Source organism: Dyella flava, assembly GCF_016904955.1.
Lineage (GTDB): Bacteria > Pseudomonadota > Gammaproteobacteria > Xanthomonadales > Rhodanobacteraceae > Dyella_B > Dyella_B flava.
In genome coordinates, this window is record NZ_JADIKE010000029.1 from 1 (window position 1) to 13,548 (window position 13,548).

Here is a 13,548-nt window from a genome sequence, read left to right on the forward strand (position 1 = left end):
GCCAGTGCTAGCGGGCTCGACGCTTTCGAACCCCAGCGTGCCAAGGTCCAGTTCTTCGACAAAGACGTCGATGACTCGAACGGGATTGTCCTCGTTGATATAGTCTTCCAGCCGCTCGGGGAAAAGCAGGCTCTGTGATCGGTCCAGTCCTTCCACGAATCGCTTCATGAGACACTCCGCCTGGGGCGAGATCAGAATAGGCGGTTCGTTTTACGGGGGGGTTTTCACACAGCCTGGACCCATAGCGGCCTTAGAACCGGGATTTGAAAGGGAGAGAAGAATGGGAAAGTGGGTTTCCGGACCGACAGGTGTGCTGATCGGGGTTTTACTTCATGTGATTGCGGGACCTCTCCACGCCAGTGACGCGAAGCCCTCCTGCGCTAGGGTCGAGAATGCAGCGGTACTCGATAGCCAGCGGGCCAAATTCAACCAAAGCCTAAAGCGACTTGGACTTACGCATGAGTTCAGTTCTTGCAAGATGCTTGTCGAATTGCATCAGGACGTCGGCGATGAAAGCTTTGGTGGCATCTGCACCCTGAATGGCACTCCCATGCGGGACATTCTTGTTTGCGATGACACGATGATTGGGAAATTCACGATTAAGGCTTGGGGCTTCGCCGAGACGTTTGAGGAAGTAGCTGCTTTTACGCAAACAAATTGTCCGGGCGGCGGCTGATTTTAGCGGAACGACCTTGTCCGCTTCCGCAATCCGAAACGGACAGTCTTAGTCACACGACAGAATCGAGTGGACAGCACAGAGTGGCTTCTCTGTGAGTCATGCCACTTGGAGGGTAAGGAGATATGTCGGAGAACTGGACCTATTTAATTCCCGACGACCCACATTTCATTCCAGAGACGTCAAAACAAGAGGCCGCGCGTCGCAAGTTTTGCGAAATCGCTCGTGGGGCAAAAGAAATCGAGCTTTCCGTTAACGAGCACGTCAAGTTTCAAGATTGCGGCGCCAATTTTGAGCGCATTCGTTGTCCGGGTTGCTGCGCCGAGATCCCTATGTCGTGGTGGCTCGCGTGCATGAAGGAAGACTTTGATGGCCAAGGTTTCAGAATTGCGGTTTATGCCACGCCTTGTTGCGCATCGAACACCAGCTTGCACAACCTCGCCTATGAATGGCCTCAGGGAATGTATCGCTTTGCTCTCGGGTCAATGAATGGGAGCTTCGGGCGGCTCGACGATGGTCATCGGCAAGAGATCGAAGAGATCCTTGGTTGTAAGTTACGAGTGATTTATCAACATGTCTGACACTTAAGGTCTGCTTCCGACCGAGGCTGTGTGAAAACAGAAAGCGGAATTTTTCATTGAGCAATGCCTGATCAAGTTCGGCGACGTAGATGCGATTCTGACGAACTCGAGATCAGTAATTCGGCCAAATTTCGTGTAGGAGGCACATCGTAAGCGGTCAACTTGCGTTTTCACACAGCCTGGACCCGGAGCGGACATGTGCGTTTTGGGGTCAATGTTGCTTGGTGGAATAGGGGAAAACTGATGAAGAAGCTCTTTTCATTGAATTGGGGTAAGCCAGAGCAAGAGGATGTCACCCTTGAGCTGGCCGAACCTTTGGATCAGGCAGCAGCGGCGCGCATCGATAGCTACGCCGAAAGCGTGCTAGCGACTTTGCGAAAGGGCGTTCCGGAGGCGAATTACGGCGGTAGCTCCGTTGATCGTCTTGCAAAGGATCTAACTGCAAATAGCTCGCGCTATTCCCCTGATCAGCGAATCCAGATTGCAAACATGTATGGAGCGTTTCTCGGGCGATCGATCATCGCTGCATATCCCGAGCTCTCTGGCACTTGGGTGCGATGGAAAGGAGACATCGGTATCGAGTTTCCCAGTCGCGGCAAGGGGCCGAGCAAGATCCTCTTCCCGATTAACAGGACATTCAAGCATATAGAGAACGGTCCGGCTGACTCGATATACGATCTCTTTTCTGCTGTTCCGGACTTCGTCAATTCCAATCCGGCGACTTAGCGCCCTGCGCAAAGTGGCGCGGATACTTCATATCGCGATGTCCGCGTCCGACCCGGAGCGGGCATGGTCAATAGACGTTTGGTCTTTCTTAAGCATCGCTGGGAGTTAGAGATGGCTGTTTCTAAGCAGGATCGATTCAAGTTCGTAAACGAGGTTGGATACGAAGCATTCCAGCTCATTACCAAGCGGATGGAAGAGCTTGGCCCAGTTGCGTTCGCAGAGCTTTTTCCTTCACTAGTAGGAGCTGCGACAGTTTGCCTTGCCAATGTGTTGGGGCAAGCCGTTGAAGCGGCAAACAATCGTTCTCTCGCGGCTGACAATCTAGTTACATCAAGCGCAAAGCAGGTCCGGTCGTTTTTACAGCCGGTGGTTGCGCAGCAATCATGAGGCGGCCTAATAGCTAACCCATGCAAACCTGTTGATCGCGTGTCATCTAACGCGGGTATTAAACGTCCGCTTCCGACCGAGGCTGTGTGAAAACACAAAGCGGAATTTTTCATTGAGCAATGCCTGATCAAGTTCGGCGACGTAGATGCGATTCTGACGAACTCGAGATCAGTAATTCGGCCAAATTTCGTGTAGGAGGCACATCGTAAGCGGTCAACTTGCGTTTTCACACAGCCTGGACCCGAAGCAGACATTCCTTGGACTTATGATTGCCCTGCCTTTACACACTTCATGGAGCGGCTATACCTCAATGGCCTAGTAAAGATTCTTCCCCAGTTGTGGATGCCGATGGCCGTTCGATGCTTTGGCACGCAGCCGCTAGCGGGCAGTTGGCCAATCTGGCCGAATGCCTGTCTGCGGGATTAGATCCAAGCGCTGGTGATAAGGCTGGGCTAACACCTCTGCACGTGGCAGCACAGAACGGCCATTTGGAAGCAACTGCCTTCCTGCTTCTGCAAGGGGCAAATGCCAACGCCCACGACAAGTACGGAAATGGACCGCTGTGGACGGCAACTCACCACGCGTGTCTTGCAGTCGCGACGGATGCAAATTTGAAGATAGTTGAGGCTTTACTGCAAGCGGGTGCAAATCCCGATCACCGAAATGTAAGTGGCAGATCTCCTCTCGATATATCCATCCGAAGCACAAAAGTTCGCGCCGTATTTGAACGGCACGATACTGGTATCCAAGGTGAACTTTAGAATTGGAATGGTCGCTTCCGACCCATCGCTGACACTGCAAATTCAGCTGATCAATGCCGCACCGGGCTTTGCCGCTCGATGTGATTGCGCTTCTCCAAATGCTCCAGGGCCTCGCCAATCAGCCCACTGATGAGTCGAAAGGAGAGTTGTACTTCCCAGCGGGGAATGGTCGTGGGCTCGCTTTCGATGGCCTGCTGGTCCTCGTCGTAGGCGACGTCGGCCATGATCAACAGCAGTTGCTGGAGGTTTTTCAGTTGGTCGTATTCTTCTGCGGTCAGCAGATAGTCGCGCGGCCCGGACGGGTCGCCGTAGATGTCTTCCATGAGTGTTCTCCACGCGCTGAGGTCGAACCGCGCGTTGCGCGCGGTGCGAAGGGCCTGCAGGAAACATCCTGCTCGTTGTGGGCGGAATCAGACGATTCCGATTGGACGATTACCCAGTTCGGGCTCGACGTCGCGCCGTCGGCGCAGCGGTGAAGTAAGGGGATTGCACCAGGGCGGGGTCACGCAAGCGTGCGGGTGCCTTAAAATCGAGCGTAGCCATCATTGACTCCGGTAATGAGTTGATTGTGGTCAGCGGATCGTTTGGGCGGCAATCCCAGGCGATCCGCGCTTACCTCACTAGTGTCGGGCGTGCCGTTTACATCTCGGGGATGGGCACGCCCGACACGCATACATTCTCATAAGTCCCTCCACGAAGTCGCGTCAGGAGAAGCGGATTTATGCCGAAGAAAAAGCTGACACGCTCTAGTCTTCGTTGATCGGCGTGATCAACTGTGCTGGCGCGCCAACAATGCATCCACTTCCGCAGGATGCGGCATGCCGCCACGTGCTCCCAGGCGCGTCACGGATAACGCCGCTGCCGCACAGGCCTTGCGCACCGCGAGTGGCAAGCCTTCATGCAGAAAGACGGCGAGCGCGGCGTTGAAGGTATCGCCGGCACCGGTGCTGTCGACGGCTTCAACATTGAAGCCGCTTTGGTGCTGCGGCTCCCCTCCTTCGCGAAACCACGCGCCTTCCACGCCGCGTGTGAGCACCACCGGGCACGGAGCGCGACGCATCAGGTCGCGAAAATCGTCATTCGGATCCGCGCCGAGCAAGGTGGCGAGTTCGTGCTGGTTCGGCGTGATGTAACGCGCGAGTTTCAACCACTCCACCGGCAATCGTTGCGCGGGTGCAGGATTGAGGATGACCGGCACGTGTTTGTGATGCGCCATGCGCAGGGTTGCTTCCACGGCTTCCAGTGGAATTTCCATTTGCACAAGCACCGTGTCGGCACCAGCGATCAGGTCTTGTGCGCGGGTGATGTGTGACGGCGTGACGTGTGCGTTGGCGCCGGGCACCACGACGATCTGATTTTCGCCGCTGGCCACGGTGATCGAAGCGGTTCCGCTGCTGCAATCTTTGATACGCGCAACGTGCTCGATGTCGACGCCTTCCGCCGCGAGCGCTTCGCGCAGTGGCTGGGCAAAGTCATCGTCACCTACCGCGCCGACCATATGCACTTCGGCGCCGAAACGCGCCGCAGCAACTGCCTGATTGGCGCCTTTGCCGCCGTGCACGGAAAGAAAGCGTTCGCCGAGCAGGGTTTCGCCGGGCGCCGGAAACCGCTGCGCCACCGTGACCAGGTCCATGTTGATGCTGCCGACGACGACAAGGCGTGTCATGGGTTGCTCTCGCGGAATTCGTTGTCAGCAAGAGCGTAAAGCCAGCGGCGGGGATGTGGTAGCCGCGGACTCATCGCACACCGACGGCGAATCGGTGTGCGATGAAAAAGCAGCGTGCGTTAGTTGCTGCCGTTGTTGGAGCTGGAGCCGCCATTACTGCTGCTGGAGCCGCCATTGTCGGCACCGCCGCCGTTATGTCCGTTCTGCATGCGGTTGCGCATCTGCTGCTTCATCTGGGTGTACTGCGTCAGCTGTGCAGGCGTCAGCACGGCGTTGATCTGGGTGTCCGTGTCCTCGCGGATGGCGTGCATTTTGGCGCGACGATCATCCTGCGACATGGAGCTGTCGCCGCGCAACGCGGTCATCTGCTGCTGCTGGTTCTGCAGGATGGTGGTGATCTTGGTGGTCTGATCGGCGCTCAGTCCCAGGCGGCTGGTCAGGCGGGAGGCCTGCTGCTGCGGGTCCGGCGCGGCATGTTGATGCCCTTGCCAGCCACCGCCGCCCGAGCCGTTGTCCTGTGCCAACACAGCGGGTGCGAGGCTGATGGCGCTTAGCGAGAGGGCCAGCAGGGCGAAACGCGAGGCGAGAGTATTCATGCAATGTCTCCAGATTCCGTGGGTGAGGCGCGCCGGCAGCCGGCAAGTGGGGAAACGAGGAACAGCGCGCGACGTTTACCACAACGCGTATTTTCTTCTTCGACCGTAAGTTCGTGCCGATCGCCTCGCCTTGAAAGACCCATGCCCGGCCCCGACGCTGTGGCTTTACGTTCCGGAATCGTTTCATGATCGAGCTGTATTACTGGCCCACGCCAAATGGCCACAAGATCACCTTATTCCTGGAAGAAACCGGCCTGCCCTACACCATCCAGCCGGTGAACCTCGGCAAGGGCGAGCAGTTCGAGCCAGATTTTCTGCGGATCTCACCCAATAACCGGATGCCGGCGATCGTCGACACGGCACCGCTCGACGGTGGCGAGCCGGTCAGCGTGTTCGAATCGGGCGCAATCTTGCAGTATCTGGCCGAAAAGACCGGCCTCTTCCTACCCAAGGACGTGCGCGGACGCACCATCGTCATGGAATGGCTGTTCTGGCAGGTCGGTGGCCTGGGACCCATGCTGGGCCAGAACCATCACTTCAATCGCTATGCGCCGGAAAAGATCCCTTACGCGATCGACCGCTATACACGCGAAGCGCATCGCTTGTATGGCGTGCTCGACAAGCGCCTGGAAGGGCGTGACTTCGTCGCCGGCAAGGACTACAGCATCGCCGACATGGCGGCATATCCGTGGACGGTGTCGTATGCCAATCAGGGCATCGACATCGACGAGTTCCCGCACTTAAAGCGCTGGTTCGAACATATTCGCGAGCGTGCCGCGACCAAGCGCGCCTATGCGATCGGCGACACGATCGAGGGCAAATTCGATCTGCAGACCGACGAGGAAGCGCGGCGGAATTTGTTTGGGCGTCCCTGACAAAGGCCACAAAAAAGCCCGCCGATTGGCGGGCTTTTTTAGTTATCGCGAAGGCTCCGTGCGGCCAACGCCGGCATCGCCTTGCAACAGCGGCGGCGGCGCACCGGCGACGGCGAGCAGCGATTGCGCGTAACCGTCTTCCATGGTGACCGTCGACACTTCGTCCCAGCTGAAGAAGGACGCCTCACGCAGCCACTCGGCATCGGGCGTGATCTCCTGCAGATTGAAGCCGTCTTCCTCGACGCTGACCAGGCGGCCGATGTAGCAGACTTCCGACTCGTCCTCGCTGTCCACATGCACGCCGATCACCGGCGCCATCGCGCTGGCGGCCTGCACCACGTCGCGGATGCTGTCGAGCGGGAAGCTGCGCGGCAGGCGCGGCACCAGGTTCTTGAGCACCAGCGCCTTCTCCATGAAGAGACTGTGCTTGTCCGGCGTTTCCAGCTCGGTGATGTCGCGATGCCGCATGACATACATGCCGTCGTAGGTGATGCCGTCGCCGACGACCCACAACAGGAAAAATTCCCGACCCACGCTGCCGACATAACCGCAGAAGCTGCCGTGTTCGAGTTCGCCGCGCCACAGACGCACCAGCTGCTGGTTTTGTTGCGCTTCGCGGAGCTGCGCACGCTGGCCGGTGGTCTTTAATTCAATGATCTTGCCCATGGCGAATATTTTACCAGAGGGGGGTCCGGCAACTTGTTTATAGCCCGCTAAGTGAAATTGGTTGTTGAATTTTTCTTTTAAAAACAGTTATCTACAAAAACTGGCGCGGCCTTACAGGATGTACCGGCTGAGATCCTCGTCGCTGACCAGGCTGCCGAGGTTTTTATCGACATATTCGGCGTTGATCAGGTAATTTTGGCCGGATTTGTCAGCAGCTTCGTAGGAGATCTTCTCCAGCAGCCGCTCCATCACGGTATGCAGGCGGCGGGCGCCGATGTTCTCGGTCCGCTCGTTCACTTGGTAGGCCACCTCGGCCAGCCGGTCGATGCCGGACTCGTCGAAGGTAAGGGTCACACCCTCGGTGCCGAGCAAGGCCACGTACTGCTTGGTGAGCGCGTTGTGCGGCTCGCGCAGGATGCGCTTGAAGTCGTCGACCGACAGCGCGGAAAGCTCCACGCGGATCGGCAGGCGGCCCTGCAACTCCGGAATCAGATCCGAGGGCTTGGCCAGCGAGAACGCGCCGGAGGCGATGAAAAGCATGTGATCGGTCTTGATCGGGCCGTACTTGGTGGACACGGTGGAGCCTTCCACCAGCGGCAGCAGGTCGCGCTGCACGCCTTCGCGGCTGACGCCCGCGCCGCCCCATTCGGAGCGCTGCGCGATCTTGTCGATCTCGTCGATGAAGACGATGCCGTTCTGCTCGGCCGCTTCCATCGCCTGCGCGCGGACTTCCTCGTCATTGAGCAGGCGCGCCGCCTCCTCTTCGATCAGCAGCGGACGCGCGGCCTTGATCGCCAGCTTGCGCTTCTGCGTCTTGTTGCCGCCGAGGTTCTGGAACATCTGACGCAGCTGCTGGCCCATTTCCTCCATGCCGGGCGGCGACATGATTTCCACGCCGACATTCATGCTGACATCGAGCTCGATCTCGCGATCATCCAGGGCACCTTCGCGCAGCTGCTTGCGCAGCTTCTGGCGCGTGTCGCTTTCGAGCGAGTTGGCCGGCGCAGGATCGTGGTTCCAATCGCTGGGCGTCTGGCGGCGCGGCAGCAGCGCATCGAGGATGCGATCCTCGGCGCGGTCTTCCGCCTGCGTGCGCACGCGTTTCATCGCCTGCTCGCGGGTGAGCTTGTAGGCGACGTCGGCCAGATCGCGCACGATCGATTCCACGTCCTTGCCGACATAGCCGACCTCGGTGAACTTGGTCGCTTCCACCTTCACGAACGGCGCGTTCGCCAACGTCGCCAGGCGGCGCGCGATTTCCGTTTTGCCCACGCCGGTCGGGCCGATCATCAGAATGTTTTTCGGCGTCACTTCCTCGCGCAGCACCGGCTCGAGCTGCATGCGGCGCCAACGGTTGCGCAGCGCAATGGCGACCGCGCGCTTGGCGTCATGCTGGCCAATGATGTAGCGGTCGAGTTCGTTGACGATTTCGCGTGGGGTCAGTTCGGACATGGTGGCTCTTCGAGCAGTAAACGGGGAACAGGGAACGGGAAAGGTGCAACGGTCGGAACGGGGTGATCTTCACCGTTCCCTGACGCTCTTTCCCGCTTCTATCAAAGCTCTTCGATGGTGGTGTTGTGATTGGTGTAGATGCAGATATCGCCGGCGATCTTCAATGCGCGCTCCACGATGGCGCGCGCATCCAGATCGGTGTTCTGCATCAGCGCCAGTGCGGCCGATTGTGCATAAGGGCCGCCGGAGCCGATGGCGATCAGGCCGTGTTCGGGTTCGAGCACGTCGCCGTTACCGGAAATCAGCAGCGAGGCTTCTTTGTCGGCGACGGCAAGCATGGCTTCGAGGCGGCCGAGGCGGCGATCGGTGCGCCATTCCTTGGCCATCTCGACGGCGGCACGCGTGAGGTTACCGCTGTGCTTGTCCAGCTTCTGCTCGAACAGCTCAAATAAAGTAAAGGCATCCGCCGTGGCGCCGGCAAAACCTGCCAGCACATCGCCCTTACCCAGGCGGCGGATCTTGCGTGCGTTGGCCTTCATCACGGTATTGCCCAGCGTGACCTGGCCGTCGCCGCCGATCACGACGCGGCCTTCGCGGCGTACCGAGACAATGGTGGTGGCGTGGAACGATTCCATGAAAATCTCCGAAAGAAAGCCTAGCTGCGAAACGTGGGGCCGTCGCACGCTTTTCCAAGATGGGTCGATCGGGAGCCCGGGCCCTAGGGCAGGTCCTATGGCCTTCTTTACCGGCGGATGTCGGGGATCAGTGCTTCTGCCACAACAACACCGCCCCGGCCGCCACCACGCACCATATACCTAACGCGACAAGCAGGGCCGGCACCAGCCGCAAACGATCGACCAGCCAATAGAGGCTTGTCAGATAAGCGAGGTAGGGCACGACCGCCCATATGCCGAACAGGATGGTGGCTTTCAGATCGGCTGTGCCGCGCTCGCTGCCGACGATGTAGTGCGCCATCAGCGCGAAGGTCGGAAACAGCGGCAGCAGTCCGGCGATGTAGTAGTTGCGCGTGCGTGACAGCACGCCAATCAGCAACACCATCAATGCGCCGATCAGCGCTTTGACCAGCAGGTTCGCGCTGGATGCGGACAACATCAGGACCCTTTGCGCCGCGCACGCGGATGCGCTGCGTCGTACACCTTGGCCAGATGCTGGAAATCCAGATGCGTGTAGATCTGCGTGGTGGCGATGTCGGCGTGGCCGAGCAGCTCCTGCACCGCACGCAGATCACCCGACGATTCCAGCATGTGGCTGGCAAAGGTATGCCGCAGCAAATGCGGATGCACGCGCTTGGCGAAACCCTGGCGCAGCGCGAGCGTCTTCATGCGTGCCTGCACGGTACGCGGACTTATCGGCGCGCCGTTGCGGCCGCGGAACACCGGCGAATCCGCTTCACATCCTTCGGCTTCACCCAGCGCGCGCAGCGCTGCAATCGCATGCCGGCCCACCGGCACGATGCGCGTCTTGCGCCCTTTGCCGAGTACGCGCACTTCACCGGCGTTTAGATCCAGATCGAGCCAGCGCAGGCCGGTCAGTTCCGACAGACGCAGGCCGGAAGAATAAAACAGCTCCAGCATGGCGCGATCGCGCCGATTCAAGGCATCGTCGCCCCCGCCTTCCACCAATGCGGTGGCTTCGTCGACGTCCAGCACTTCCGGCAATTTGCGATGGACCTTGGGGCCGCGCACGCCGGCGAGCGGATCGTGCGTCAACAAGCCTTCGCGGGTGAGCTGGCGAAACAGGCTGCGGCAGGAAGACAGCAAGCGCTGCAAACTTTTGGGCGAGAGGCCGGCGCGATGCTCCGCGGCAATGAAGCCGCGCATGCGATTGGGAATCAGCGCATCGAAGGACGTGATCTGCTGCGTCTGCATGAAACGCACCAGCTTCGCCAGATCACGGCGATAACCATCGAGGGTATGCGGTGACGCTTTGCGTTCACTGGCCAGTCGCGTGAGCCATGCATCGATCTGGCCTTGAACGTCCATGCTTGTGCTCAGGCGCCATCCCTCAGGCGCGCGAGGGCTGCGGTGACGGTGGCCGAGATCATCTTCAGGAACATCGTGCCCATGCCGGGCTGGAAATGATCCGGATCGTGACTGCCGATCGCCAGCAAACCCAGTTCGCCCAGCGGCATCACCGCGGCCGAACGAATCTCCGGCGCGTGCTGGCCGAACAGGCGATAGAGGCGTTCGGCGGAAAGCCGCCCGGAAATCGGGTCATGGTGCGCCAGGAAGTCGACAAATTCCGGCATCGACGCGCGGCCGCCCGGTTCCTGCAGCAACCAATCGGCCGGTGGCAGGCTCAGGTCGCCGAACAGCACCAGCCGGATCTGGTCGGTGCCGAAATCTTCCGCCAGCCTCGCCACCACACTGCGTGCGGCGATGGCCGGTGTGTTGGCGCGCAACACCGCGACATTGAGTTCATGCACGCGGTGCATCAGGCGTTCGTTTTCCGCTGCGATCGCCTTCAGCTCGGCCAGCTTCTGTTCCAGCTCGCCATTCTTGTCGCGCAGCGTCTGCAGTTGATAGGCCGCCAGCGATGCCACCGCGCCCTGTTCGCGTGGCATGGTCAGCAAGGTGGCCAGTTCTGGGTAGTCGCTGAGAAAGCCGGGATGCTGGCGCAGGTAAGCGGCCACATCGCTGGCTTTGATCGTGTCGTCGAGCAGGGCATTGGTCATGCGCGAAACCTCGAACCGGAAGCTTGGGACGGCAAGTCGCCTGGCCTGAGTTTGCGATGGACGCGGCTGCGCATCAATCGCTGTGTTGCGGGTCGAGCCACTCGCCTTCGTAGACGAAGCTGGCCGGGCCGGTCATCCACAGCCGTTCGCCGGGTCCGGCCCAGTCGATGTGCAGGCTGCCGCCGGGCAGGTCCACCTGCACCTGGGCGTCCACCTGGCCCCGTTGCCGCAATACCGCCACCGCCGCGCAGGCGCCGGTGCCACAAGCCAAGGTCCAGCCGGCGCCGCGCTCGTGCACCCGCAGGCGCACGTGGTGGGCGCTTAGCCTTTGAACGAAACCGGTGTTGGTGCCTTCGCGAAAGCGTGCGTGTCCGGTCAAGGCGGGACCGAGCCGGGCCAATGACGGATCAGCCAGGTCGTCCACCGTGACGACTGCGTGAGGATTGCCCATCGACACGGCGCCGATATCCAAGGCCTGACCGTCCACTTCCAGGGTGTAGCGGTCAGCCGCGTGCGGGGCATCGAAGGGAATGCGCGCTGGATCGAAGATCGGCTCGCCCATATCCACCGTGACCCGATGGGCATCCGCCAGGCGCACGGCGACCGGGCCGGACGGACTCTGGATCTGTACCGTGTCGCCCAGCGCCAACGCGCCCGCGCGATGCAGCCACGCCGCCACGCAGCGCACGCCGTTGCCGCACTGTCCCGAGGGTGAGCCGTCGGCATTCCAGATGCCGTAATAGAACGCGCTGCGGCCATCGCGTGCCGGCTCCACGCTCAGCAACTGGTCGAAGCCGATGCCGGTGTGGCGATCGGCCATGGCGCGGATCAAGGCGGGACTCAACGCGAGTGCGCCACCGCGCCCATCGATGACGACAAAGTCGTTACCGCTGCCATGCATCTTGGAAAAACGTAGTGCCATGACGTGCGACGAACTCAGTTTCCGCTCAGCGGCTTGGTGACGACACTGCTCGAACTGGCCGGTTGTGCCGCCGTGCTGGCGTGCGCCGGTGCCGGTGTGGGAGCAGGCGCGGGCTTGGCCGGAGCGGGCTTGGGCGTCGCCTGCGGGTAGTACAGGGGACCTTTGTTGCCGCAGCCGGAGATCGCGACGAAAGCGAGGCAGGCCGGCAACAGCAGGATCAATCGGCGCATGGTGCAGAGTCCTTGGGTGACCAACGCAGTATAGCCAAGCCATCAGGACGCCATCGCTGTAGCGTTTATCATGCGCACCAGCACTGCACAGGATGTGCGGGTATCTGGAGTCGTCGATGAACTGGAACGAATTACTGCGTCTGCCGGCGACCTTGCTCGCCATCCTGGCCGCGATCATCCTGATCGTCGCCCTGGTGCAACTGCTGACCGCGCGCCAGCATGTGCACGACCACCGTCCTTTCGCCGCGGCTGCACATAGCTTGCTGATGCTGATCTTCGTGGTGCTGGCCGTGTTGATCGGCGCGCTGGCCATGTCGCTGCGCGGTTACCGCTTCCTCAGCGAGGAGATTCCGGTGGTGCAGATCGACTCGCGCATCCTCACGCCGCAGCGCTGGGCACTGACGCTGACCTGGCCCGATGGCGCGACGCGCCAGGTCATGCTCGCGGGCGATGACTTCCAGGTCGACGCCATCGTGTTGAAGTGGAAGCTGCCGGCGATGCTGGCCGGCCTGCCGCCGCTATACCGGCTTGATCGCATTTCCGGCCGCTACGACGACGCCAGCCAGGAAATGACCGCACCGCGCACCGTCATTGATTTCAGCCAGGCCGGTCAGGGCGACCTGATGGATCTGAAGAAGCAATGGCCCGACTGGTTGCCCGAAGTGGATACGGTGTTCGGCAGCGCCGCCTTTCTGCCGTTGGTCGACGGCGGCCACTACAGCGTGGAGCTGATGCACACCGGCGCGCTGGTCGCGCGCCCCGACGATGTCACGCAGCAGCGCATCGGGCAGCCGCTGGGTGACTGACGGCATGGCGGTTCAGCCTCGCCCTGGCGTCATCCTGGCGTAAGCCGCAACGATCATCCGCTGCTGGAACGCAGGCCCGGCCGATGACGGATGTGCGGCTCGCCTCATCCTGCACCATCGCAAGAAATCCCTGGTCTTCATTTGTCATGGCGCAATGCTAGATTCGGCCGACCATTAACCTGCTCTGCAGACAAGAAGGGGAGACAAGCATGAAACGCTTTGCATCGATCGTGATGATGTCCGGCCTTGCCTTCGTTGCCACCGCGGCGATGGCGCAGCAACAGCCCGTACGCGACATCAGCGCCAAGCGTCACCCGAACCTGGCCCGCGCGCAGCACCAGACCGATGCGGCCTACAAGAGCATCGTCGCCGCCCAGCAAGCCAATGAGTTCGATCTGGGCGGCCACGCCCAGAAGGCGAAGGAACTGCTCGATCAGGCCAATCAGGAACTGAAGCAGGCTGCCGAAGTCTCCAACGCCAACCACTGAGTGGTGCGTGCAGAAGCGGGA

The 13,548-nt window shown here is 60.5% G+C and carries 19 protein-coding genes and 1 pseudogene; 8 read left to right on the forward strand and 12 right to left on the reverse strand.

All coding sequences use genetic code 11. The features are described 5' to 3' along the window. Nucleotides 1-168: pseudogene (locus tag ISP19_RS21240) on the reverse strand (IS5/IS1182 family transposase); the annotation flags it as partial. Between the two features lie 112 nt (nucleotides 169-280). Here ISP19_RS21240 and ISP19_RS04895 point away from each other — a divergent pair. The 5 genes from ISP19_RS04895 to ISP19_RS21615 all read left to right on the forward strand — a co-directional run bounded on the left by ISP19_RS04895 (nucleotide 281) and on the right by ISP19_RS21615 (nucleotide 3,131). Continuing rightward, on the forward strand, nucleotides 281-676 hold the full coding sequence (locus tag ISP19_RS04895) for a hypothetical protein (protein WP_204680236.1): 396 nt from the start codon (nucleotides 281-283) through the stop codon (nucleotides 674-676). 125 nt (nucleotides 677-801) lie between these two features. Then, the gene (locus tag ISP19_RS04900; protein WP_204680237.1) at nucleotides 802-1,257 is read left to right on the forward strand and encodes a hypothetical protein; all 456 of its coding nucleotides are present in this window, start codon (nucleotides 802-804) and stop codon (nucleotides 1,255-1,257) included. 243 nt (nucleotides 1,258-1,500) lie between these two features. Further along, complete coding sequence (locus tag ISP19_RS04905; protein WP_204680238.1) at nucleotides 1,501-1,983, forward strand: hypothetical protein; 483 nt, start codon at nucleotides 1,501-1,503, stop codon at nucleotides 1,981-1,983. Between the two features lie 63 nt (nucleotides 1,984-2,046). Next, on the forward strand, nucleotides 2,047-2,370 hold the full coding sequence (locus tag ISP19_RS04910; RefSeq protein WP_204680239.1) for a hypothetical protein: 324 nt from the start codon (nucleotides 2,047-2,049) through the stop codon (nucleotides 2,368-2,370). Between the two features lie 338 nt (nucleotides 2,371-2,708). Continuing rightward, on the forward strand, nucleotides 2,709-3,131 hold the full coding sequence (locus ISP19_RS21615; RefSeq protein ID WP_204680240.1) for an ankyrin repeat domain-containing protein: 423 nt from the start codon (nucleotides 2,709-2,711) through the stop codon (nucleotides 3,129-3,131). A 50-nt stretch (nucleotides 3,132-3,181) separates the two neighbouring features. Here ISP19_RS21615 and ISP19_RS04920 read toward each other — a convergent pair whose 3' ends face one another. The 3 genes from ISP19_RS04920 to ISP19_RS04930 all read right to left on the reverse strand — a co-directional run bounded on the left by ISP19_RS04920 (nucleotide 3,182) and on the right by ISP19_RS04930 (nucleotide 5,393). Beyond that, a complete protein-coding gene (locus tag ISP19_RS04920) occupies nucleotides 3,182-3,454 on the reverse strand; it encodes an XAC0095 family protein (protein ID WP_204680241.1) in 273 nt (90 codons plus the stop codon). A 446-nt stretch (nucleotides 3,455-3,900) separates the two neighbouring features. Next, nucleotides 3,901-4,797, reverse strand: a complete 897-nt coding sequence (rbsK, locus tag ISP19_RS04925; protein WP_204680242.1) for a ribokinase — start codon at nucleotides 4,795-4,797, stop codon at nucleotides 3,901-3,903. 119 nt (nucleotides 4,798-4,916) lie between these two features. Further along, the gene (locus ISP19_RS04930) at nucleotides 4,917-5,393 is read right to left on the reverse strand and encodes a hypothetical protein (protein WP_204680243.1); all 477 of its coding nucleotides are present in this window, start codon (nucleotides 5,391-5,393) and stop codon (nucleotides 4,917-4,919) included. A gap of 185 nt (nucleotides 5,394-5,578) precedes the next feature. Here ISP19_RS04930 and ISP19_RS04935 point away from each other — a divergent pair, with 185 nt between their 5' ends. After that, entirely contained in the window at nucleotides 5,579-6,268 is a 690-nt protein-coding gene (locus tag ISP19_RS04935; RefSeq protein ID WP_204680244.1) for a glutathione binding-like protein, read from the forward strand. Between the two features lie 42 nt (nucleotides 6,269-6,310). On the opposite strand, the gene ISP19_RS04940 is transcribed toward ISP19_RS04935, so the two are convergent. From ISP19_RS04940 to lptM, 8 genes are all read right to left on the reverse strand, one after another. After that, entirely contained in the window at nucleotides 6,311-6,934 is a 624-nt protein-coding gene (locus ISP19_RS04940) for a hypothetical protein (protein ID WP_204680245.1), read from the reverse strand. 111 nt (nucleotides 6,935-7,045) lie between these two features. After that, the gene (gene hslU / locus ISP19_RS04945) at nucleotides 7,046-8,386 is read right to left on the reverse strand and encodes an ATP-dependent protease ATPase subunit HslU (RefSeq protein ID WP_204680246.1); all 1,341 of its coding nucleotides are present in this window, start codon (nucleotides 8,384-8,386) and stop codon (nucleotides 7,046-7,048) included. Nucleotides 8,387-8,487: 101 nt separating this feature from the next. After that, on the reverse strand, nucleotides 8,488-9,021 hold the full coding sequence (hslV, locus tag ISP19_RS04950) for an ATP-dependent protease subunit HslV (protein WP_204680247.1): 534 nt from the start codon (nucleotides 9,019-9,021) through the stop codon (nucleotides 8,488-8,490). Nucleotides 9,022-9,148: 127 nt separating this feature from the next. Next, nucleotides 9,149-9,499: a GlpM family protein gene (locus ISP19_RS04955; protein ID WP_204680248.1), complete on the reverse strand. Its 351-nt coding sequence runs from the start codon at nucleotides 9,497-9,499 to the stop codon at nucleotides 9,149-9,151. Next, a complete protein-coding gene (xerC, locus tag ISP19_RS04960) occupies nucleotides 9,499-10,389 on the reverse strand; it encodes a tyrosine recombinase XerC (RefSeq protein WP_204680249.1) in 891 nt (296 codons plus the stop codon). The genes ISP19_RS04955 and xerC overlap by 1 nt, the downstream gene beginning before the upstream one ends. A gap of 8 nt (nucleotides 10,390-10,397) precedes the next feature. Further along, nucleotides 10,398-11,081, reverse strand: coding sequence for a DUF484 family protein (locus ISP19_RS04965; RefSeq protein ID WP_204680250.1), 684 nt, complete (start codon nucleotides 11,079-11,081; stop codon nucleotides 10,398-10,400). 73 nt (nucleotides 11,082-11,154) lie between these two features. Continuing rightward, entirely contained in the window at nucleotides 11,155-12,003 is an 849-nt protein-coding gene (gene dapF, locus ISP19_RS04970) for a diaminopimelate epimerase (protein ID WP_204680251.1), read from the reverse strand. Between the two features lie 14 nt (nucleotides 12,004-12,017). Then, complete coding sequence (lptM, locus tag ISP19_RS04975) at nucleotides 12,018-12,233, reverse strand: LPS translocon maturation chaperone LptM (protein ID WP_204680252.1); 216 nt, start codon at nucleotides 12,231-12,233, stop codon at nucleotides 12,018-12,020. Nucleotides 12,234-12,349: 116 nt separating this feature from the next. Between lptM and ISP19_RS04980 the strand changes: the two genes are divergently transcribed. Both ISP19_RS04980 and ISP19_RS04985 read left to right on the forward strand, forming a co-directional pair. After that, complete coding sequence (locus ISP19_RS04980) at nucleotides 12,350-13,039, forward strand: hypothetical protein (protein ID WP_204680253.1); 690 nt, start codon at nucleotides 12,350-12,352, stop codon at nucleotides 13,037-13,039. A 209-nt stretch (nucleotides 13,040-13,248) separates the two neighbouring features. Beyond that, nucleotides 13,249-13,527 carry a hypothetical protein gene (locus ISP19_RS04985; protein WP_204680254.1) on the forward strand — a complete coding sequence of 93 codons (279 nt, stop codon included), beginning with the start codon at nucleotides 13,249-13,251 and terminating at the stop codon, nucleotides 13,525-13,527. Nucleotides 13,528-13,548 lie beyond the last annotated feature (21 nt).